This window comes from Anoxybacillus sp. CHMUD (assembly GCF_013096965.1).
Classification (GTDB): domain Bacteria; phylum Bacillota; class Bacilli; order Bacillales; family Anoxybacillaceae; genus Anoxybacillus; species Anoxybacillus kestanbolensis_A.
The window spans coordinates 1-20136 of the sequence record NZ_SDLG01000008.1 but is presented as its reverse complement, the minus strand read 5'-3'; the positions used below and the strand labels follow the sequence as shown (position 1 = coordinate 20136).

Genomic DNA, 20136 nt, shown 5'->3' with positions numbered 1-20136 from the left:
GAATGACGAAGCAAAAAGGCAGGTCTACTGACTTATGCGTCATCCTACTTTGAAGCCTTCCCGTACAAATTGTACAGTGGCACGTTTCATTTCGTCAGCATTTACAGTTGCGGGGACAGTTCTGGACTTGCACCAGATTCCCTATTAAGTCTACTAGGTTGCCCGTTCGACACCTTTTTACAACAGACATATATAATTGTCGAACAATTTTTACGTTTCTATCATAGCGAAAAATATCGTTAATAGCAACAAATTTTTTCTATTTTAATGGCAATGTAAATGTAAATGTCGTTCCTTCTCCGAGTTTGCTATGAACAGTAATTGTTCCTTTATGCGCTTCGACGATGTTTTTCGCAATCGCAAGACCTAATCCCGTACCCGATCGGCCGCGCGTGCGTGCTTTATCCGCTTTATAAAAACGTTCAAACACAAACGGCAAATCTTCTTCTGGAATGCCTGAACCAGAATCTTGTACAGAAATGCGTACTACTTCTTCGTCCGCATCGACAATGACGCGCACTTCCCCGCCTTCATCTGTATGACGAAGAGCGTTATCAATTAAGTTCGTCAACACTTGTTCAATGCGATCAGGGTCGAATGAAACGATGAGCTCATCGTTCATTTCAACAAGCAAATGAACTCCTTTTTCTTTCGCTAACGCTTGAAACTTATGAATAATGCGCTCTATATATGGTTTGAGCGGTACTTGTTCGTGATGAAGCGTTAAATGACCCGCTTCCATGCGCGCTAAATCAAGCAAATCATTGACAAGGCGTCCCATGCGCAACGATTCATCATAAATGACTTTTGCTAGTTCTTTTTTCTCTTCATCTGTTGCCGCAATATCATCGACGATCGCTTCGCTATATCCTTGCAACATCGCAATCGGCGTGCGCAACTCATGCGAGACGTTTGCGATAAAATCCTTACGTAACTTATCTAATCGTCGTTCTTCTGTCATGTCACGAAGCACCGCAACAGCTCCACGAATAACTTTACCATTGTATAGCGGAGTCATAACAATGACCCAATTGCGACCTTGTAAAGCGATTTCGGCAGCTTGTTCCTTTTCTTCCGTTACCGCTTTTTTGAACAATTCATTTACTTGCGGAGGAAGGGGTAATAAATCGTCGCGCTGCCCTTGTTCGTAGTACCATGCTTGTAAAAATCGGTCGGCAGGTGGGTTTGTAATAAGCACTTCGCCATTTCGATTGAGCGTAATGACGCCATCCGCCATGCTGCTTAAAATGCTTGCCAATTGCTCTTTTTCTTGGTTTAACGCATTAATGTGAAATTGCAGTTGCCGCCCCATTTGATTAAATGCCATTGCCAGCTCCCCAATTTCATCATGAGTAACAATCGGCACTTTTGAGTCAAACTTTCCACGGGCAATTTCAAATGCCACTTGTCTCATTTTTCGGAGCGGAGCTGTAATGCGTGTGGACAAGAAAAAGGCGAATACCGTCGTTAGTACAATCGCGATAAATGCTGCAAGAAAAATAAATTTCGTCGTTTGTTTTGTCGTTTCTTCCACCGCTTTCAACGATTGATACACGAATACAGCACCGTTTCCATCAGATATATGAAGCGGGACACCGACAATAAACAGCTCGTTATATTCATTGTTTCGCATCGTTTGATTTGGCATTAATGTTCGTTTCACTACCTTTTTTCCATCAAAAACGCGCGATAACTGTTGATCTTGTTGTACAAATGAAAGCGGCAAGTCGGCAAGCTTCTCATTCGGTGAGTACCAATAATGACGATCGTCGATAATAATCATGAGCTTCGATACGTCATCAACCATCGTCCACGCAATCGAGCGTGCAAATTGTTCATCATGTTCTGCCACGACACGCGCCACTTTCATTGCTTGTTGGGTCAGCTGATCTCCTGTCTTTTCTAAATAATATTTTTCAAAAAAACCGAGTAACAAAACCGTTAAAATAAAAAGAACAAAAGCAACGAGCAACAAAATCGTCAGCCATAGCTTACCAACGACACTACGCCATAGCGCCATCATTCATTCACGACCTCAAATTTATACCCGACACCCCAAACGGTGACGATCATTTTCGCGGCAGCTGGCGACACTTTATTTAGTTTTTCACGCAACCGTTTGACATGTGTATCAACCGTGCGCAAGTCGCCAAAAAATTCATAATGCCACACTTCTTTTAACAACTGCTCGCGATCAAACACTTTATCTGGCGATTTCGCTAAAAAGTGAAGCAACTCATACTCTTTCGGAGTTAAACTGACTTCATGTCCATCCGCTGTTACGCGATGCGCATCATGATCAATCGTTAAATGTGGAAAAACAAGCACATCCCGCGCGGTCGTATCCGTCGGTACATATGGAGAGTTGGCTGTGCGACGAAGCAACGCTTTCACACGAAGCACGACTTCACGTGGACTGAACGGCTTGACGATATAATCGTCCGTTCCTGCTTCAAATCCCTGCACGCGGTTCGCTTCTTCTCCTTTTGCCGTCAACATAATGACTGGCGTCGCTTTTTTCTCACGCAATTGTTTACATACTTCAATACCATCTTTTCCTGGTAACATCAAGTCAAGCAAAATTAAGTCATAATCATTTTCAAGCGCTAACGCTAGCGCCTCCTCGCCATTTTCCGCCTCATCAATGACGTATTGCTCACGTTCTAAATACATGCGAAGCAAGCGGCGAATTCGTTCTTCATCATCAACAACTAAAATTTTAACTTCCTTCTCCATGATGTCATACCTCCTCAATCACTATTGTACAAAACCGCCAAACTTTTTTCTACTTCTCATAAGAAAAGCGCCTTCGCAATGAAGGCGTTTTTAAGATCCAGCATATGAGTGTAAGCCAGCAATGACTAAGTTAACGACTACTAAGTTAAACATAATGATCGCAAAACCGATGACCGCAAGCCATGCGGAACGTTCACCATGCCATCCTTTCGATAAACGCAAATGTAAAAACGCCGCATAAAACAACCATGTAATGAGCGCCCATACTTCTTTCGGATCCCAACCCCAAAAGCGCGTCCATGCAATTTGTGCCCAAATCATTGCAAAAATAAGCGCACCAAGCGTGAATACAGGGAAGCCGATCGCCACAGAACGATAACCAATTTCATCAACTAAGTCCAAATTTACGTTTTTCACAAGCGGCTGCAACGCGGCTGCGATGCGTTTACGTAAAAGAAGGCGAAGCAAACCGTATAACACACCACCTGCAAACAATGACCAAATTACTGTATTTAATTTGCGAGCATTAATAATTGCAGGCATATGAACGAACGGTTCCATCCGTCCTTCCGTTTTTAACACCCCTTCATGCGGGCCGACAAGCGCTGGCATGTGGTACACCATTTCACTTTGCTGTCCATTTTTGTCAATCCATTCAAACGTAGCTTCATAACCAGCCATGCGAAACGATGTAGTTACGATAACAAAACCGAGCGTGCTAATTAAGAAAAATAACACAAACTCTAGCCAAAACGTACGTTTGCTCGCTTTCGACTGATCGACTACTCGAATTAAATAAATGAGCCCCGCTGCAAAGCTAATAGCTAAAATGGCCTCGCCAACTGCTGCGGTTATGACATGAATATGCAACCAATCGCTTTGTAAAGCTGGGATGAGCGGAGAGATTTCCCTTGGAAACATGCTTGCATACGCAATCACTAAAATGGCGATTGGCAAAGTAAATAAGCCGAGTAAACTCGTTTTATAAATAAAATAAATGACAATAAACGCGCCAACAAGCATCATGCCAAAAAACGTCGTAAATTCGAATAAGTTGCTGACAGGTGCATGTCCGGCTGCGATCCAGCGCGTGATGAAATAACCAAGCTGAGCGAGAAACCCAACGATCGTTACAAAAATTCCGAGCGTTGCCCAACGGTCTACTCCTTCTCTCTTTTTAGGACGAATCGCGCCCCCAAAGAAGAATGTTGCGACTAAATAAAGAACAAATGCAACGTACAGTAACGTGCTGCTTAACTGAACCACGATGTTCCCCCCTTATGACCGCTTGTCCAATTGATCGATTGGCATGACAAACGGTGTATCGTTAAATATTCTTTCAAGCTCCTTTTTTAATCCAAACCAGTTTTTGTTCGTATGTGCTGCAATAAGCACATCTTCGTTGATCCGCTGAATCCATACACGCCGGTGGTTCCAATACATTCCTTGTATAAGGCCAATCATAAAAATGGTGCCCCCGATACCTAAAATCCAAAGCGTAAAATCACGACGGACGGTTAACGCCGATACATGTCGTGTGTCAGCACCAGCAAACGCCATTTTATACTTGTTATCACCGAACGGTTCGATCGTTTGACGAATAGCAGTAAAACTGACTTCCCCTTTCGGACGATCTGGGGCAAACATTTTAAATACAAACGCCGGATTGTTTGGCACTTTCGAGCGCGTATTCGGATTTCCATTTTCATCAAAATAAAAATCTGGAAAGTAGCTTAATAGTTGTACTTTATAACCGTTGCCAAGATCATATTCTTTCTCCGGTTGGATTAAATCAACTGTAATCGTACCAAAAGACTTGGCCGTTTGTTTATCTGTCAAATGGAACGACATACTTTTTAGCTCATTCAGTTTAAAGTCCACTTGGTACAATGCATAGTAGTCGTGTTTGAGCGGCTCGTTGACACGAATGGAAAAGCTTTTTATTTTTTTTAACTTCGGCTCTTCACCGGCAACAACCGGGCCAACACGCTCATATAGCACCACATCTGTTTGATAGTTTTTCGCCATCATTCCGCTACCGACACGGTCAATGGCAGCTTGAAACGCCTCTTTTTCCTTTTCTTTCTCGTATACTTCAAAAATAAACGTTTTGTTTTCTAAAAAATATTTCCCATTCGTTCCCGGAATTTCTTTTATTTCACCTTCACGAATCCACATGTTTTCGTCGACATACATTCCTGGAACAAAGCGAAGCATCGCACCGATGAGAAAAATGATAAGTCCTATGTGATTCACATACGGTCCCCAACGGGAAAAACGCCCTTTTTCTGCTAAAATGTTTCCGTTTTCTTCACGAACACGATACCCTCGTTTTGTTAGCTTGTCCATGACGCTTGGCAATGCCTCTTCATAATTCGTTACTTGTGAGCGACTAAATAGCCGTTGGCGTTGCAAAAATTGTTCATTGCGCGTCACCCGTTGATTGTTTAACGCACGATACAGTGGCACGACACGGTCTAAACTACAAATGACAAGCGATACACCAATGAGTGCAATAAGCAGCATATACCACCATGAACTATACAAGTCATGGAAGCCGAGCGCATAATACCATTTTCCGAGCCAACCGTATTGTTGTTCATAATATTCAGCTGGAGATACTGTTGGCGGAATATACATTTGTTGCGGATAAATCGTGCCAATCGCGGAGGCAATTAGCGTAATTACAATGAGCCAAACCCCAACTTTGACAGATGAAAAAAAATTCCAAATTTTATCGATGATCGTTTTGTTGTACGTTTGCGAACGGCGTGCGCTCCCTTCATAGCGCATATCTAATAATGTTGGCACTTCTTCAAGCGGCTTGCCACACGCTTCACAAAGCACCGTTCCGATCGGATTAACATGTCCGCATTCACATTTTACTTGTTCCATGTTGAAAACCCCTTACGGCTTAATTCGCTCCATATGTTTTTTCACATCTTCTTCCGTCATCGTTCCTGTGATGATATCTACAACTTTTCCATCTTTGTCGATTAAAAATGTCGTTGGCAATGGATTAATATCGTATGCATTCATCACTTGATCTTGTTGATCAATCACAATTGGGAACGTAAGCTGAAAGCGATCAACGAATGTTTGTACCGTCACTTTCGCCTCACCAACATTGACCGCAATCACTTCTACTCCCTCATTTTTATATACGTTGTATTGTCTATTAATGTATGGCATTTCTTTTTCACACGGTTTACACCAAGTTCCCCAAAAATTTAAAAACACACCTTTTCCTCGGTAATCAGATAGTTGAACTTTGTTGCCGTTTAAATCCGTTAGTACGAAATCCGGCGCTGAATCACCAACTTGGATCGCCTTTTTGTCAACAAATACATTGGAATAAATCGTATAGCCAATAGCTACAAGCATCATGGCTAAAATGATCGTTCGAAGCCAAAATCGCTTTTCTTTCATCGCCAACTCTCCTATAAACCGTTTTCATCAATCTCATTATACAAGTTACTACTATACAAATAATGAAAATGATTTGAACAAATTGTGACAAAATTATGATGGAAAAGGCGAACCAGCTAGCGCTAACGTGCGCAATCGTTTCACTTCATGCGGTGATAGCTCGCGATAGTCTCCAGGATTGAGCCCTTTTAAATCTAAAAAAGCGTAGCGTTCTCGTTTTAATTTCAATACAGGATGACCGATGGCTTCAAACATGCGACGCACTTGACGATTGCGTCCTTCATGAATGTGCAGTTCAACAATCGCTGTTTGTTTTCGTTTATCGATCGATAACACTTTCGCTTTCGCTGGTGCCGTTATCCCATCTTCTAACATCACACCTTTTTCAAGCTGTTTTATTTTTTCGCGTGCAGGTATTCCTTTTACTTTTGCGATATACACTTTTTCAATTTCATAACGCGGATGCATTAATAAATTTGCAAACTCACCATCGTTTGTTAACAACAATAACCCCGACGTATCGTAATCTAGACGTCCGATCGGATAAATGCGTTTGTTGACATGTTTGAAAAAGTCGGTCACTACTTTTCTGCCCTTTTCATCTTTTACGCTCGAAATGACGCCACGTGGCTTGTACAACAAATAATATACCGGCTCTTCACGCTCAAGCGGAATGCCGTCTACTTCAATGCGATCTTGTGGGCTTACTTTCACCCCAAGTTCTGTTACGACTTTTCCATTTACTTTCACTTTTCCTTCGACGATTAATTGCTCTGCCTTTCTTCGTGATGCCACACCGGCATGAGCAATTACTTTTTGTAATCGTTCCATTTCATTCACCTCACTATATAGTTTTACCACATTCGGTAAAGGAGTTCAAAAATAAGAAAAGAGAAAATCGCTCACAATGCGACTTTCTCCTAGCCTCTCTTGCATAAGGGAAAAGAAAGAATAACAAAAGAAATAAGCAGTAACCAAACGATTTTCACTTGAAAAGACATATATAAAACGAATAATAAAACAAGACCAATCAAATAGAAAGCAATAGCCTTCCTTCTCATCGAACCCACTGTTTTATTTACAAACATGTAATGTAGCCATGAAATAAACAGATGAAACATATATAAAATCAAAAATATAGCTGTAAAAACAACAATACTTCCCGGACTACTCATCTCGTTAGAAAAAAGAGGGTGTTCAATCATCAGAAGTACCAAGCTATATACAAAACTTAAAATAAAGGATAAAACAGTAACATTTAGAATCAATCTCTTGTTTTCAGTCATTCCCCACACTCACACCAATCTAAACATCGTATTTTATTATTCAAACCAGTCGATCCCGTATACTCTGATCATGTTACCAATATACCTGTCATCGGGCAACAAGCATATCGACCGCTTCATTTCCCAAACATCCATAATACAATAATAAATGATACGATAAAGCTAATGAGATCGGCAAGTAAGCCGACTTTTAGAGCATCGCCCATTTTGCGAATGCCGACAGCACCGAAGTAAACGGTGAGCACGTATAACGTCGTTTCTGTACTTCCTTGAATTGTAGAAGCTAACCGCCCGATAAATGAATCTGGTCCGTATGTTGCGATTAAGTCCGTCACAATGCCGAGCGATGCCGTTCCTGAAATCGGACGGATGATCGCAAGCGGAACGACTTCAGACGGCAGTCCGAGCGGGACGATGAACGGTTTTATATATGAAATAAAAAAATCAAGCGCACCGGAAGCGCGAAAAACGGAGACAGCAACGAGCATACCAACTAAATACGGAATGAGAGAAAAAGCGATTTGAATTCCCTCTTTTCCCCCTTCAACAAACGCCTCATACGTCGGCACACGCTTGTACGTTCCATGCAACAAAATGCAAGCGATTAAAATAGGAATCAGCCAAAGCGATAAAAATTGAATAACGTGCATCACAGTCCTCCTTTTTTCCGCCTCCGTATGTAAAACGCGCGGTCAATCATAATCGCTGATATCGTGGCAATAAGGGAAGCGACAAATGTCGTGCCAATAATTTCTCCAGGTGAAGCTGATTGATATGTCATGCGAATCGATATGACCGTCGCGGGAATAAGCGTAACGCTTGCGGTATTTAAAGCGACAAACGTAATCATCGAACGGCTCGGTTCATCTTTTTGACCGTTTAGTTGCTTTAATTGCTCCATCGCTTTAATGCCAAGTGGTGTCGCAGCATTCCCTAACCCGAACATGTTTGCCACCATATTTGATAATATATACCCAAGCGCGGGATGGTCAGGCGGCACTTCCGGGAAAATTTTTTTTGCAATTGGGCGGAACAAATGGGCAAAAAACGAAAGTAGCCCAGACCGTTCAGCAATTTTCATTAAACCGAGCCAAAAAACGAGGACGCTAATTAAGCCAATGCTAATCGTCACCGCCTCTTTCGCCCCTTGAAACATCGCCTCGTTCACATCTTTCATCGTTCCGTTTATTCCCGCAAACAGAAGTCCAATAAGCAAAAGCGCCACCCAAATAAGATTAACCATCGCTCCCCACCCCTAACAACCAGTCAAAAAAAGAACGTGTTTTCTTTTGTTGCTTATAAAAAATAGGCGTTTCATCGACCTTTTTGTTTCCGATATACAGTTCAGCCTTTCCAACAATCGCTGGCACCCCTGTTTCTTTCCATCGTTCTTGCGGGCGAAGTAATTTTCGCTCTAAACGAATAAGCGCCTCTTCTTTTTTTGTAACTGGATATATAAAATCACGTGCAACAAATAGATGATTATCATAAAATGGGTTTTCGATCTGTCCTACGATTTCATCGGCTTTTACGGTCACTAGTTCATAGTGCGCAAATCCATATTCATACATTGCAATGTGGTCGTTCCAATCATCGCCTGCGTCAATCGTCACTGCAATGAGGTCGAGCCCATCTTTTGAAGCGGTTGTCACTAATGTTCGCTTCGCTCGCTTCGTATATCCTGTTTTCCCCCCTGTACAATATTCATACAAATGCGTCAACAGTTTATTTTTATTACGCCAAACGCGGTCCCAATCTTCTGTCGGATTTGGCGCGCGATACAATTTCGTTCCCGACACCTCACGAAATTGTTCATTTTGCATCGCATATCGCATCAGTAACGCCATGTCATATGCGGTGGAATAATGATTTTCCGCATCATCTAACCCATGAGGATTCGCAAATTCCGTATTTGTCATGCCGATTTCTGCAGCCTTTTTGTTCATTAAAAAAACGAAGCCTTCGACGCTACCGCCAACATGCTCAGCGATCGCCACCGCCGCATCGTTTCCAGAACGAAGCATCAATCCATATACTAAATGTTTGAGCGCAATTTTTTCGCCTGGTTTTAAATAAATCGAAGATCCTTCTGTCCGAACCGCCCGTTCACTTACTGTCACAATCTCTTCCCATTTTCCTGATTCAATCGCTAAAATGGCGGTCATAATTTTTGTAATGCTCGCAATACGCCGCTTTGTATGCGCATCTTTTTCAAATAGCACCCGTCCTGTCGTCTGTTCCATTAAAATCGCGCTTTTGGCACTCACCGACATCGCCTTCGCTTCATTCGGAAAAAGCGAACAAAAAAAACAAAGCACGATCACCCATACAAGCCATTGCCGTCGCATACACCCTCATCCCTTTGTCCGTTTTGTACAAGTGTATGCATAAGTACATGATGTATGACAAAAAGACCGCTACATGACGCGGTCTTTTGCTTTTACAAATCGTCGCGCGACATCATCCCAATTGACAACGTTCCACCATTGTTGAACGTACGTTGCGCGATCGTTTTTATATTGCAAATAATATGCATGCTCCCACACATCTAACACAAGGATCGGAACAGTCGTCCATTGTGTGCCGTTTTGATGTTTTTCCGTCTGTAAAATTTCTAACCTCCCTGCAAACGGTGACCAAACGAGAAGCGCCCATCCGCTTCCTTCCACTTGCTTCGCCGCTTCCGTAAAATGTCGTTGAAACGCTTCGAAGCTGCCAAAATCGCGCTCGATTTGTCGAAGTAACTCCCCAGCCGGACGCCCACCGCCACGCGGTTTCATATTGTTCCAAAACATTGTGTGTAAATAATGCCCCGATCCATGAAACGCAGCTTCGCGCTCCCAATGTTTTAATAACGCATAATCATTCTTCTCACGCGCTTGTTGCATCATTTTCTCCGCGCGGTTCAATCCGTCGACGTAGCTTTGATGATGTTTTTCATGATGCAAACGCATAATTTCTTCAGCGATATACGGTTCTAATGCATTGTACGCATACGGTATCTTCGGTAGCGTATGTCCTCCAATCGGTACGCGCTTACGTTGTATTTGTTCATATATATTTGTCACTTGTTTATGAATGCGCGCGACATCTCCACGTTCAAGCTCCATGTTTAATCGCCCAAGCGCCTCTTCCTCTACAAATGGCTTTACACGCTCAAGCCACGCTTGCACGTTATGAATATATTGTTGCATACTCCCACCTCCTTCGGCATCATATGCAACAAAAAAAGAAGCTGACACACGCAGCTTCTTATTGCGATTGAATCATTTTTGTTCGGTAGTCTGTTTCATAAAATTCGAGTTCTTCCCGCATTGTTTGAAAATCAGCCTCAATCGCATGGAGCAATTGTTGTAACGATGGAGGAGCAGGTTGTCTCAATTTAATTGAATGTCTTCCTGTATACGCTGAACGGCTATCTTCATACCATAAATCGCGCTTTGGTGTAAAAAATTCCGCCACACATGAATGATAAATTTTATATAACGCCTGTTCTGCTGCGGCTTTCCGAAACGGTTCTTCTTGAAGGACGATGCGACATGCATCAATCCCTTCTTCACCATATACAGCTAAACGGCGTAAGTCCGCAAGCACCCCTTCATAATAATGGCGGTCTCCTGCGCATTCTTCTTGCATTTGCTCAATCGTCGTTTCGTTTAAATAACGAGTAATTTGTTCTACAATGCCGCTTAGCAACTGCTCGACTTGCTTCGTTTGGTTAAAAACAACAGTATTCCCCATCTCCATCCTCCTTTACGGTTGCGCAATAAATAAAAGCGGTGATTTCACATCGTACGCTTGTTGTTTCGCAAGCGACTCAAATACTTCGGGCAATTTCGCAAAGTCGATCGATGAAAAATAGCGACGAAGCTCTTCTTCCTCACTTATATATACACGTTTTCGCGTCCGAAGTGATGGATCGGCGAGCAAACAAACGAGCGCGACAATGTCTTTAAAATATACGTCTTTCCCACCTGCTTGAAATACAGGATCTTGTTCATACGGCGTCCATTGTGAAAAACGCTCATCGAAATATCGAACATATAACACATGCAACGTTCGCTCTGTTCCATCGTCGTCAACAAACGTCACTTCCGAACGGTTAAAAAAATCTTCCGACGTATTCGGCTGTGCTTTTTGCAGTTCATAGCCATGACAAGAAATAATTTTCACAAACGATACACCCCTTTTTCAACAACGAAGCTACATTTATTTTACCATAAATTACGAATCGTGCGAAAAATTTTATCATTACTATAAAAAGAAAAAACAGGCGCATAAAAGCACCTGTATATGCCGATTTCGTATAAAAAGATTGCTAAACATAACGCACCGATCAAGCTTGGGAGCCAGATGTGCATCTTCACTTTTTTATCCAAAAAATCGTAACACTTGCTCACCTTCCCACTTAATATAAACACAACAGCAACAAAAACAGCGAGAATGGCACTTTGCAAAATTGGATGTAAAATATACGTCTCTACATAGTATTCAACCATTCTTCCAAAAACAAAAATAAAAAGAAGCCCAAAGAAAAAACGAAAACTCATCCCCCATCACCTTTGATTTACTCATTCACTTCTTGCAGTTGTTCGTTTAGACGTTCGAAAAATAAGTCGGCTTCCCGTTCTTCTTCTTGTTCGTCCCATTCTGGAAGAGGCGGAAGTTCGTCTAACGTCTTTAAGCCAAAGTAGTCTAAAAACTCTTTCGTCGTTCCATATAAAATCGGGCGACCTGTTCCTTCTGCGCGACCTACTTCTTTAATTAACGCTTTTCCTAATAGGGTTTGAAGCGGTTTATCGCTTTTCACGCCACGAATATGTTCAATTTCTGCACGCGTAATTGGTTGGCGGTAGGCGATGATCGCTAACGTTTCAAGCGCGGCTTGTGACAACGATGACGTCGTTGGTGACTCAACAAGTTTTTGCAAATATGGAGCACATTGTTTTTTCGTCACAAGTTGAAGCGTTCCTGCCATCTCGACGACCATAATGCCGCGCTCCGCTACGTCATACATATGCTTTAATTGCTGCACAAGTTCATATACACGTTCTTCTTGAATATCAAGCACATCAGCCAGTTGCTTGTATGTTAATCCTTCTTCTCCGGCAGCAAACAATAGCGCTTCCATTATCGCTAGTTCATTCATATCGATCACCTTTTCGTCGAATATATAAATCAGCAAAATTATTTTCTTGCTCAACAATAATTTCATCTCGCTTAATTAATTCAAGCAAAGCTAAAAACGTCACGACAATTTGCTCGCGATCGTCATACGGAAATAAATCGTAAAAGTTCATTCGCTCTCCATGTTTTAATATGTGTAAAATTTCTTCCATCCGTCGTCCGATCGGAATTTCTTGACGCGCTACTTTCGTATGAAGCGGTTTTTGTAGTTTTTTCCGCCTTAACAATTTCGCGAGCGCCCCAAGCATATCATACAAATCAACATCGAGCGCAAGCGGTGCACCGTTTGACGCATAAGCCGTTAAATCGCTCGGCGGCTTCGTAAATAAAAGCGCTCGTTCTTCTTCACGCTCGCGCAACTGTTTGGCAGCTTCTTTAAACTTTTTATACTCGATTAACTGCTGCATGAGTTGCTCACGCGGATCTTCTTCAATAAATAATTCATCGTCCTCCAATGTTTCTTCATGCTTAGGCAACAACATTTTACTTTTCATTTCAATAAGCGTTGCCGCCATTACTAAATATTCGCTTGCGACATCAAGTTGCAATTGTTTCATCGCGTGAATGTAAGCCATATATTGCTCTGTAATTTGTGCCACAGGAATATCATAAATATCAATTTCATAGCGATGAATTAAATGTAGCAATAAATCAAGCGGCCCTTCAAATTGATCTAATTTCACATGATAATGCACATTGATCCCACCTTTATTCATAAGTAATAGTATAATACAGGTAAGCATATGAAAAAAGGGGGCTTTCGCTTGTATCCAAGGGCATATATCGAATATTTACTTCACTTTCACGCCACGCGCGACTATTTTGAATGCCATGAAGTGCTAGAAGAACATTGGAAACAAACAGGCGAACATGTATGGGTCGGCTTCATTCAGCTCGCTGTCGGGATGTATCATTATCGCCGAGGAAATATGATCGGAGCAAAACGAATGTTTACAAAAGCATTAAACGCATGCGAAAGAGAAAAGCAAGCATATGAAGCGCTAGGCATACATGTAGAACAACTCATTGCGCTTATTCATACATATGTAGAGCGAATCAATCATGGACAACCGTATGAAAGCACTTGCTTGCCGATCATTGATGCTTCCTTGTTGCATATATGTCAACAACAGTGCGATCAAAAAGGGCTTGTATGGGGGGAAAAAAGCGATATGACAAACGAATATACGATTCATAAACATAAGTTGCGTGATCGAAGTGATGTCGTTGCTGAACGTGAGCGACAAAAGCAAAAAAGACAGGGACGTTGATCCCTGTCATTGTTCGCATTTATCCAAAAATGGAGCGGTCATGTCATTGGCACATAACGACTTGTTTGGATACAATTCTTTTAACGCTTTCACCATTTGCTTTCCAATCCCTTGATGACGATGGGACGGATTGACGCTAATATGTTGCACTTCAACCGCATGTTCACGCACAATGGCGCCGATAATGCCAATAAAATCTTCTTCTTCCTTCCATAAAAACAGTTGCCAATCGTCGTTCGTTTCATAGTTTTTCATCGTTTGTTGCAACTGCTTTAAGTCTTTTTCATTTGGCATAAACGACAAAAGACCCATCGCAATTTTCTCATAGTTTTTTCGATAGCGAACTAGCATATGAATCCCTCATTATCGACAAGACTTATTGTTTACTCGCTATTGCTATTATAAACGGTCTTGTCGCTTTTTTAAACATTTTTTAAGAAAATGTGCGCATGACATTCGCCATTTCAATGGCGCTGAGCGCTGCTTCCCATCCTTTATTTCCTGCTTTTGTCCCAGCGCGTTCAATCGCTTGCTCAATCGTATCTGTCGTCAACACGCCAAAAATAACCGGAACACCTGAAGAAAGAGCGGCGTGCGATGTTCCTTTCGCTACTTCATTGCATACGTAATCGTAATGGCTCGTTGCTCCACGAATCACGGCACCGAGGGTAATGACCGCATCGTATTTTTTCGACTCCGCCATTTTTTTTGCGACAAGCGGAATTTCAAATGCACCTGGCACCCACGCGACATCAATATGTTGTTCCTCTACTCCGTGCCGTTTTAATCCATCAAGCGCTCCACTAAGCAATTTGCTTGTAATAAATTCGTTAAATCGCGCAACAACAATGCCTATTTTTAATCCTGTTCCGACTAAATTTCCTTCATATACGTTCATTTTTTCTCCTCCTTAAAAATGCAACATATGTCCTAGTTTTTCGTATTTTGTGCGCAAATAGCGCTCATTATGGCGTTTGGCTGGCATTTGTAGCGGCACACGCTCTACCACTTCTAAGCCGTATCCTTTCAATCCGGTAATTTTCCGCGGATTGTTCGTCAACAAACGCATTTTTGTCACACCTAAATCTTTTAAAATTTGCGCCCCAATGCCATAGTCGCGCAAGTCTGGCGCAAAACCTAATTTTTCGTTCGCTTCCACCGTATCGTATCCTTGTTCTTGCAGTTTATAGGCACGCAATTTATTTAACAAGCCGATGCCGCGTCCTTCTTGACGCATATATAACAATACCCCTCGACCTTCTTCTTCAATTTGTGCGAGCGCTGCATGAAGTTGCGGACCGCAATCGCAACGATGAGAGCCGAACACGTCACCTGTTAAACATTCGGAGTGGACACGTACGAGCACAGGTTCATCTGGGATGATTTCCCCTTTCACGATGGCAATATGTTCTTTCCCATCTAACGTATTTGAATATCCGATCACTTTAAATTCACCAAAGTCCGTTGGCAACGTAATTTCCACTTCGCGTTTGACGAGCTTTTCTTTTCGATTGCGATAAGCGATTAAATCTTTAATCGTAATCATTTTCATATCGAATTGTTCCGCGATTTTCTTTAAATCAGGCACGCGCGCCATTGTTCCGTCATCTTTTATAATTTCGCAAATAACGCCTGCTGGCTTTGCCCCGCAAAGACGGGCTAAATCGACCGCAGCTTCCGTATGTCCGGCGCGACGCAATACCCCACCTTTTTTCGCAACAAGCGGGAAAATATGACCTGGTCGTTTAAAATCGCTTGCTTTCGCTTCAGGGTTGAGCATTTCTTGAATAGTCAACGAGCGTTCAAATGCGCTAATGCCTGTTGTTGTCGCTTTATGGTCAATGCTGACGGTAAACGCTGTGCCATGCGCATCTGTATTATGATTAACCATCGGCGCTAAATCGAGCCGATCAGCCAACTCTTCCGTGATGGGCACGCACACAAGACCGCGCCCGTGTGTAATCATAAAGTTAATGACTTCCGGCGTTGCTTTTTCCGCAAGCGCTACAAAATCCCCTTCATTTTCACGATCTTCATCATCGCAAACGATAATAATTTTTCCTTGCATTAAATCGTAAATCGCTTCTTCAATCGTATGAAACATGGCGCTCACTCCTTATATCCGTGCTCTTGTAAAAATTGCATCGTCAATCCTTCACGCTTTCCACCAACGAACTGTTCAACATATTTTCCAATGATGTCACATTCAATATTGACAATATCGCCAACTTTTTTTGCTCCTAAAATCGTCGCTTCACGCGTATGGGGAATGAGCGAAATTGTAAACGTTCGGTCCGTTAAACCGAAAATCGTTAAGCTTGTGCCATCGACAGCAACTGATCCTTTTAAAATCATATATTTACGTAAATGGCTTGGCACCTCAATATCATAATAAACAGCGTTTGCGACAGGCTGTTTACGAACGATGCGTCCAATGCCATCAACATGCCCCGAAACGAAGTGCCCACCAAAACGACCGTTTGCTGCCATTGCGCGCTCTAAATTGACTTTCGCTCCTACTGTAAGCGTTCGAAGCGATGTTGCTCGCACCGTTTCAGGCATGACATCGACAGTAAACAAGCGATCTGTAAATGACGTCACAGTTAAACAAACGCCATTGACAGCAATGCTGTCACCGAGCTGCACGTCTTGTAACACTTTTTGTGCCCCGATCGTGAAGACGATCGCTTCCCCTGTTTGTTTCATTTGTTGAATCGTGCCGATTTCTTCAATAATTCCTGTAAACATCGTGATCATCCTTTAGCAACGATTTTTATATCTGGTCCGATCCTTTCGACATGTTTCACTTGTAAACGAAGCGCATCCATCATTCGTCCAAACCCTTCTCCACCAATGGCAGAAGGAGCTTCATTCCCCCCAATCAACATCGGTGCGATATACGCAATCACTTGTTGAACGGAATGAGAATGTAGAAAACTACCATGCACATGCGCTCCACCTTCAACAAATATGGACATGACGTTCCGTTTGCCAAGTTCATGTAAAAGTGATGGAATATCAATTTTATTTTCATTCATACGAATGATGTGTACGCCGGCATGTTCGTATGGCTTCATTTGCTCCTCTGTCACATGTTGGCCGACGACGATCCATGTTGGCGCCTTTTGATCTGTGACGACATTCGCGTGAAGCGGTGTACGTAAATGTGTATCGAGAACGATTCGAATTGGTTGCTTTCCTTCATACCCAAAACGAACGGTTAAACTTGGATCATCTGCTAAAATTGTGCCGACACCAACAACGATCGCATCGTGCATACGTCGCTCGCGATGCACGTCACGCCGCGCATCTTCCGACGTAATCCACTTGCTTTCGCCCGTTTTTGTTGCAATTTTCCCATCTAAGCTCATCGCATACTTTAACGTCACATACGGCGTTTTTGTTGAAATATAATGAAAAAACATTTCGTTTAACGCATCCGCCTCTTCTTTCAACACTCCGACGGTGACGTCAATTCCTGCTCGCTTTAATTTTTCAATGCCTTTTCCTGCCACGAGCGGATTTGGGTCCGTCGTCGCCACAACGACGCGCTTCACCTTTTTTTCAATTAACAAATCAGCACAAGGGGGCGTTTTTCCGTAATGGCTGCATGGTTCAAGCGTCACATAAACGGTTGCTCCTTCCGCTTTCTCGCCCGCCATGCGCAAAGCGTGTACTTCTGCATGTGGCTCTCCTGCTTTTAAGTGTGCACCAAAGCCGACAATTTCACCATGTTTTACAACAACAGCCCCAACAAGCGGGTTCGGTGACGTTTGTCCGCGAGCTGATTGCGCTAATTGTAATGCGAAACGCATATATTGTTCGTCCATCTCGCACCACCTTTCTTTATAAAAGATAAAAACCCTAGGAACGACGTCCTAGGGCAAGATGTATGTAAAGATCGCCTTTTTTGCATAGCAAAAATAACCCATCGCCAAGCTTATTTTTTCAATAAGTGACGTGAGTTTTGGCAATCCTTCTCCCATCCAGACTATACTGTCGGCTCCGGAATCGCACCGGATCATGCCTTAACGGCTCGCGGGCTGAGAAACATCTGTTTCATTACCGCCGGTCGGGAATTTCACCCTGCCCCGAAGGATGCGTTTATTCCATTTTTATTCATTATAGCACAATAAAACGAAATGTCTATTACTTTGCAATAAACAGCCAATACATTGCTCCCCAAACGAAACTAACGAGTAAAAGGATGAAAAATAATACCCAGTTTTTTTTCATCGCTTCATCGTCCCTTTTATTGTTCGTCCCACACCTTTACTTCTTTCATGACATCACCATTTTTCATCGCCTTTACAACATCCATTCCAGCGGTGACTTGACCGAATACGGTATGCACACCATCTAAATGCGGCTGCGGCTCATGGCAAATGAAAAACTGGCAACTTCCTGTATCACGTCCGCGATGCGCCATCGATATCGCACCTTCGATATGTTTATGCGGATTGTTATCTGTTTCACACGGAATCGTATAACCTGCATCGCCTGTTCCGTTTCCAATCGGGCAGCCACCTTGACTTACAAATCGCTTAATGACGCGATGAAACGTCAGCCCGTTATAAAATCCTTCATTCGCTAGTTTTTCAAAATTCGCAACCGTTATTGGCGCTTCATTTGGGAATAGTTCAAACTCCACTTTTCCGCCGTTTTCCATTAAGATATATCCTTTTTTCTTCATGAAACTTTTCCACCTTTCTATCGTAAAAACAAACGTAACTTCATTTTACTATATTTCACTTCTATGTTCACGCAAATGTTTGTACAATAGTATGGAAGATGTTGAAGGAGGTTATGAAATGAAGAAGTGGTTTACGATATTTATTTTATTGTTGTTTATGATCCCATCGGTTAGTTTCGCTGATGCGATTGAAGGGGACGTCATTATTACGCTCGGGGAAAATTTAACAGAACAGCAAAAACAACAAATATTAAAAGAAATGAATGCGCCAGACAACGCTGAAATCATTACGGTTACAAATGCAGAAGAGCATAAATATCTCGGCGGCATTATTCCAAAAGGACAAATTGGGACGAAGGCTATTTCATCCTCAAAAATTACGATTGGGGCACCTGGTTCGGGGTTGCAAGTCGAAACGAATAACATTAACTGGGTAACCAAAGAAATGTATATGAATGCGCTCATTACTGCTGGAGTAAAAGATGCAGTCATTTACATTACTGCACCGTTTCCTGTATCAGGGACAGCTGCGTTAACAGGGTTAATGAAAGCGTACGAACTTTCATCAAATGAGGCGATCCCGGATGAAGTGAAAAAAGTAGCGAACGAGGAAATGGTGAAAACAGCACAGCTTGGCGAATCAATCGGAAACGATAAAGCGGTCGCGTTGCTGGCGAAAATTAAAGAAGAAATAGCGAAAAATCCACCGCAAACAGATGCAGATATGCGTACGCTCATTGAGCGGATCGCCCAAGAGCTTGGCATTACGTTAACAGAAGACGAAATAAACAGTTTACTTTCTTTATTTAACAAAATGAAAAATGTGAACATCGACTGGAATCAAGTGAACGAACAGCTTGCTCAAGCGAAAGACAAGCTATCTGCTTTTTTACAAACAGAAGAAGGTCGAACGTTTATTCAGCGCATTGTTGATATTTTACGAGAAATATGGAATGCCCTTCGCGGAGCGTAACTATTCACTCCGATAGTAGTATGTAAAGAAGCGCAACACAAATAGGGCATCCCCGTAATAGAAAATGCCCTAAGTGGTAGAAAGAACGCGATCAAGCGTGTCACCCGTCAACAGAAGACATAACGAATCCCACACGTTTTTTTCGTGTTTCGTCAGTGTGGAAACGATGCTTCTTGTGATACAAAAAGACTGGGCGAATGTTTCTACGCGAAACGTACCCGAAATGTTCTCTTTGACTTTAACCATGCGAAGATCGCGTTCGGCTTGGTTGTTGTCAAAGGGAACATGTACTTCACGTAAGAAACGCAACGCTTCTTCCTTTCGTTTCTGAAGCCGTCGAACAAAAGCGAGTGCTTTTTTCGGAAGAGGTGTCATCGTTTCCAATCGATGTTGTGCTCTTTCTAGGATGCGATCATACACTCGTTCCCACCGTCTCGCTTCTTCTTCGGAAAGTGCACCGTGATGGGCTTCGACGGCTTGCTTGGCGGCTAACAGAAACGTGGTCATGCGCATCGCCCACGTATGCCCTTGTTCGATGAATCCTTTTAACTCACGCAAATG

Annotated in this window: 24 protein-coding genes and 2 riboswitches; of the genes, 2 read left to right on the top strand and 22 right to left on the bottom strand. The window is 42.5% G+C overall.

Translation table 11 applies throughout. From position 1 onward, the window contains the following. Positions 1 to 192, bottom strand: a riboswitch (cobalamin riboswitch). Between the two features lie 67 nt (positions 193 to 259). The 15 genes from ETB99_RS07255 to ETB99_RS07185 form a co-directional block, all read right to left on the bottom strand. After that, entirely contained in the window at positions 260 to 2023 is a 1764-nt protein-coding gene (locus ETB99_RS07255) for an ATP-binding protein (protein WP_077428653.1), read from the bottom strand. After that, positions 2020 to 2736: a response regulator transcription factor gene (locus tag ETB99_RS07250; protein WP_041638194.1), complete on the bottom strand. Its 717-nt coding sequence runs from the start codon at positions 2734 to 2736 to the stop codon at positions 2020 to 2022. Before ETB99_RS07250 ends, ETB99_RS07255 begins: the two co-directional genes overlap by 4 nt. 90 nt (positions 2737 to 2826) lie before the next feature. Continuing rightward, on the bottom strand, positions 2827 to 4002 hold the full coding sequence (ccsB, locus tag ETB99_RS07245; RefSeq protein WP_171700298.1) for a c-type cytochrome biogenesis protein CcsB: 1176 nt from the start codon (positions 4000 to 4002) through the stop codon (positions 2827 to 2829). Positions 4003 to 4014: 12 nt separating this feature from the next. Continuing rightward, positions 4015 to 5631, bottom strand: a complete 1617-nt coding sequence (gene resB, locus ETB99_RS07240; protein ID WP_171700297.1) for a cytochrome c biogenesis protein ResB — start codon at positions 5629 to 5631, stop codon at positions 4015 to 4017. A 12-nt stretch (positions 5632 to 5643) separates the two neighbouring features. Continuing rightward, entirely contained in the window at positions 5644 to 6165 is a 522-nt protein-coding gene (resA, locus tag ETB99_RS07235) for a thiol-disulfide oxidoreductase ResA (RefSeq protein WP_171700296.1), read from the bottom strand. A gap of 93 nt (positions 6166 to 6258) precedes the next feature. After that, positions 6259 to 6996 carry a 23S rRNA pseudouridine(2605) synthase RluB gene (gene rluB / locus ETB99_RS07230; protein ID WP_077428657.1) on the bottom strand — a complete coding sequence of 246 codons (738 nt, stop codon included), beginning with the start codon at positions 6994 to 6996 and terminating at the stop codon, positions 6259 to 6261. A gap of 571 nt (positions 6997 to 7567) precedes the next feature. Next, the gene (locus ETB99_RS07225) at positions 7568 to 8101 is read right to left on the bottom strand and encodes a spore maturation protein (protein ID WP_171700295.1); all 534 of its coding nucleotides are present in this window, start codon (positions 8099 to 8101) and stop codon (positions 7568 to 7570) included. Next, positions 8101 to 8694 carry a nucleoside recognition domain-containing protein gene (locus ETB99_RS07220; RefSeq protein WP_171700294.1) on the bottom strand — a complete coding sequence of 198 codons (594 nt, stop codon included), beginning with the start codon at positions 8692 to 8694 and terminating at the stop codon, positions 8101 to 8103. Before ETB99_RS07220 ends, ETB99_RS07225 begins: the two co-directional genes overlap by 1 nt. Next, the gene (locus tag ETB99_RS07215) at positions 8687 to 9799 is read right to left on the bottom strand and encodes a D-alanyl-D-alanine carboxypeptidase family protein (RefSeq protein ID WP_129000469.1); all 1113 of its coding nucleotides are present in this window, start codon (positions 9797 to 9799) and stop codon (positions 8687 to 8689) included. Before ETB99_RS07215 ends, ETB99_RS07220 begins: the two co-directional genes overlap by 8 nt. A 69-nt stretch (positions 9800 to 9868) precedes the next feature. Beyond that, the gene (locus tag ETB99_RS07210; RefSeq protein ID WP_171700293.1) at positions 9869 to 10645 is read right to left on the bottom strand and encodes a superoxide dismutase; all 777 of its coding nucleotides are present in this window, start codon (positions 10643 to 10645) and stop codon (positions 9869 to 9871) included. A gap of 58 nt (positions 10646 to 10703) precedes the next feature. Then, on the bottom strand, positions 10704 to 11192 hold the full coding sequence (locus ETB99_RS07205; protein ID WP_171700292.1) for a YpuI family protein: 489 nt from the start codon (positions 11190 to 11192) through the stop codon (positions 10704 to 10706). A 12-nt stretch (positions 11193 to 11204) separates the two neighbouring features. Continuing rightward, positions 11205 to 11624, bottom strand: a complete 420-nt coding sequence (locus ETB99_RS07200) for a hypothetical protein (protein WP_006318246.1) — start codon at positions 11622 to 11624, stop codon at positions 11205 to 11207. A 41-nt stretch (positions 11625 to 11665) separates the two neighbouring features. Further along, a complete protein-coding gene (locus ETB99_RS07195; protein ID WP_253263579.1) occupies positions 11666 to 12001 on the bottom strand; it encodes a hypothetical protein in 336 nt (111 codons plus the stop codon). A 17-nt stretch (positions 12002 to 12018) separates the two neighbouring features. Further along, entirely contained in the window at positions 12019 to 12600 is a 582-nt protein-coding gene (gene scpB / locus ETB99_RS07190) for an SMC-Scp complex subunit ScpB (RefSeq protein WP_171700291.1), read from the bottom strand. Further along, positions 12593 to 13354, bottom strand: a complete 762-nt coding sequence (locus tag ETB99_RS07185; protein WP_006318215.1) for a segregation/condensation protein A — start codon at positions 13352 to 13354, stop codon at positions 12593 to 12595. The genes scpB and ETB99_RS07185 overlap by 8 nt, the downstream gene beginning before the upstream one ends. A gap of 27 nt (positions 13355 to 13381) precedes the next feature. Here ETB99_RS07185 and ETB99_RS07180 point away from each other — a divergent pair, with 27 nt between their 5' ends. Then, complete coding sequence (locus ETB99_RS07180; protein ID WP_171700290.1) at positions 13382 to 13909, top strand: DUF309 domain-containing protein; 528 nt, start codon at positions 13382 to 13384, stop codon at positions 13907 to 13909. Between the two features lie 6 nt (positions 13910 to 13915). Here the strand turns inward: ETB99_RS07180 and ETB99_RS07175 are convergent, their stop codons facing one another. The 6 genes from ETB99_RS07175 to ETB99_RS07150 all read right to left on the bottom strand — a co-directional run bounded on the left by ETB99_RS07175 (position 13916) and on the right by ETB99_RS07150 (position 18602). Next, complete coding sequence (locus ETB99_RS07175; protein WP_006318213.1) at positions 13916 to 14260, bottom strand: GNAT family N-acetyltransferase; 345 nt, start codon at positions 14258 to 14260, stop codon at positions 13916 to 13918. Between the two features lie 82 nt (positions 14261 to 14342). Then, positions 14343 to 14807: a 6,7-dimethyl-8-ribityllumazine synthase gene (gene ribH, locus ETB99_RS07170; RefSeq protein ID WP_006318211.1), complete on the bottom strand. Its 465-nt coding sequence runs from the start codon at positions 14805 to 14807 to the stop codon at positions 14343 to 14345. A gap of 12 nt (positions 14808 to 14819) precedes the next feature. After that, positions 14820 to 16013 carry a bifunctional 3,4-dihydroxy-2-butanone-4-phosphate synthase/GTP cyclohydrolase II gene (locus ETB99_RS07165; protein ID WP_004889735.1) on the bottom strand — a complete coding sequence of 398 codons (1194 nt, stop codon included), beginning with the start codon at positions 16011 to 16013 and terminating at the stop codon, positions 14820 to 14822. A gap of 5 nt (positions 16014 to 16018) precedes the next feature. Next, positions 16019 to 16657 (bottom strand): riboflavin synthase, encoded by a 639-nt coding sequence (gene ribE / locus ETB99_RS07160; protein ID WP_035019552.1) that lies wholly within the window; start codon positions 16655 to 16657, stop codon positions 16019 to 16021. A 5-nt stretch (positions 16658 to 16662) separates the two neighbouring features. Then, positions 16663 to 17739: a bifunctional diaminohydroxyphosphoribosylaminopyrimidine deaminase/5-amino-6-(5-phosphoribosylamino)uracil reductase RibD gene (gene ribD / locus ETB99_RS07155; protein WP_077428663.1), complete on the bottom strand. Its 1077-nt coding sequence runs from the start codon at positions 17737 to 17739 to the stop codon at positions 16663 to 16665. A gap of 140 nt (positions 17740 to 17879) precedes the next feature. Continuing rightward, positions 17880 to 18012, bottom strand: a riboswitch (FMN riboswitch). A gap of 149 nt (positions 18013 to 18161) precedes the next feature. Beyond that, positions 18162 to 18602, bottom strand: a complete 441-nt coding sequence (locus ETB99_RS07150) for a peptidylprolyl isomerase (protein WP_171700289.1) — start codon at positions 18600 to 18602, stop codon at positions 18162 to 18164. Between the two features lie 118 nt (positions 18603 to 18720). Here ETB99_RS07150 and ETB99_RS07145 point away from each other — a divergent pair, with 118 nt between their 5' ends. After that, positions 18721 to 19575, top strand: coding sequence for a DUF1002 domain-containing protein (locus ETB99_RS07145; protein ID WP_171700288.1), 855 nt, complete (start codon positions 18721 to 18723; stop codon positions 19573 to 19575). A 69-nt stretch (positions 19576 to 19644) separates the two neighbouring features. Here the strand turns inward: ETB99_RS07145 and ETB99_RS07140 are convergent. Next, positions 19645 to 20136: IS66 family transposase (locus ETB99_RS07140; RefSeq protein WP_171700287.1), on the bottom strand; the 492-nt coding region annotated here is incomplete at its 5' end.

Bases quoted from the DNA above. Each gene is read 5' to 3' on its own strand.
- ETB99_RS07255 (WP_077428653.1), bottom strand. From the start codon at position 2,023: ATGATGGCGCTATGGCGTAGTGTCGTTGGTAAGCTATGGCTGACGATT.
- ETB99_RS07250 (WP_041638194.1), bottom strand. From the start codon at position 2,736: ATGGAGAAGGAAGTTAAAATTTTAGTTGTTGATGATGAAGAACGAATT.
- resB (WP_171700297.1), bottom strand. From the start codon at position 5,631: ATGGAACAAGTAAAATGTGAATGCGGACATGTTAATCCGATCGGAACG.
- resA (WP_171700296.1), bottom strand. From the start codon at position 6,165: ATGAAAGAAAAGCGATTTTGGCTTCGAACGATCATTTTAGCCATGATG.
- rluB (WP_077428657.1), bottom strand. From the start codon at position 6,996: ATGGAACGATTACAAAAAGTAATTGCTCATGCCGGTGTGGCATCACGA.
- ETB99_RS07225 (WP_171700295.1), bottom strand. From the start codon at position 8,101: ATGCACGTTATTCAATTTTTATCGCTTTGGCTGATTCCTATTTTAATC.
- ETB99_RS07220 (WP_171700294.1), bottom strand. From the start codon at position 8,694: ATGGTTAATCTTATTTGGGTGGCGCTTTTGCTTATTGGACTTCTGTTT.
- ETB99_RS07215 (WP_129000469.1), bottom strand. From the start codon at position 9,799: ATGCGACGGCAATGGCTTGTATGGGTGATCGTGCTTTGTTTTTTTTGT.
- ETB99_RS07210 (WP_171700293.1), bottom strand. From the start codon at position 10,645: ATGCAACAATATATTCATAACGTGCAAGCGTGGCTTGAGCGTGTAAAG.
- ETB99_RS07205 (WP_171700292.1), bottom strand. From the start codon at position 11,192: ATGGGGAATACTGTTGTTTTTAACCAAACGAAGCAAGTCGAGCAGTTG.
- ETB99_RS07195 (WP_253263579.1), bottom strand. From the start codon at position 12,001: ATGAGTTTTCGTTTTTTCTTTGGGCTTCTTTTTATTTTTGTTTTTGGA.
- scpB (WP_171700291.1), bottom strand. From the start codon at position 12,600: ATGAATGAACTAGCGATAATGGAAGCGCTATTGTTTGCTGCCGGAGAA.
- ETB99_RS07185 (WP_006318215.1), bottom strand. From the start codon at position 13,354: ATGAATAAAGGTGGGATCAATGTGCATTATCATGTGAAATTAGATCAA.
- ETB99_RS07180 (WP_171700290.1), top strand. From the start codon at position 13,382: ATGAAAAAAGGGGGCTTTCGCTTGTATCCAAGGGCATATATCGAATAT.
- ETB99_RS07175 (WP_006318213.1), bottom strand. From the start codon at position 14,260: ATGCTAGTTCGCTATCGAAAAAACTATGAGAAAATTGCGATGGGTCTT.
- ribH (WP_006318211.1), bottom strand. From the start codon at position 14,807: ATGAACGTATATGAAGGAAATTTAGTCGGAACAGGATTAAAAATAGGC.
- ETB99_RS07165 (WP_004889735.1), bottom strand. From the start codon at position 16,013: ATGTTTCATACGATTGAAGAAGCGATTTACGATTTAATGCAAGGAAAA.
- ribE (WP_035019552.1), bottom strand. From the start codon at position 16,657: ATGTTTACAGGAATTATTGAAGAAATCGGCACGATTCAACAAATGAAA.
- ribD (WP_077428663.1), bottom strand. From the start codon at position 17,739: ATGGACGAACAATATATGCGTTTCGCATTACAATTAGCGCAATCAGCT.
- ETB99_RS07150 (WP_171700289.1), bottom strand. From the start codon at position 18,602: ATGAAGAAAAAAGGATATATCTTAATGGAAAACGGCGGAAAAGTGGAG.
- ETB99_RS07145 (WP_171700288.1), top strand. From the start codon at position 18,721: ATGAAGAAGTGGTTTACGATATTTATTTTATTGTTGTTTATGATCCCA.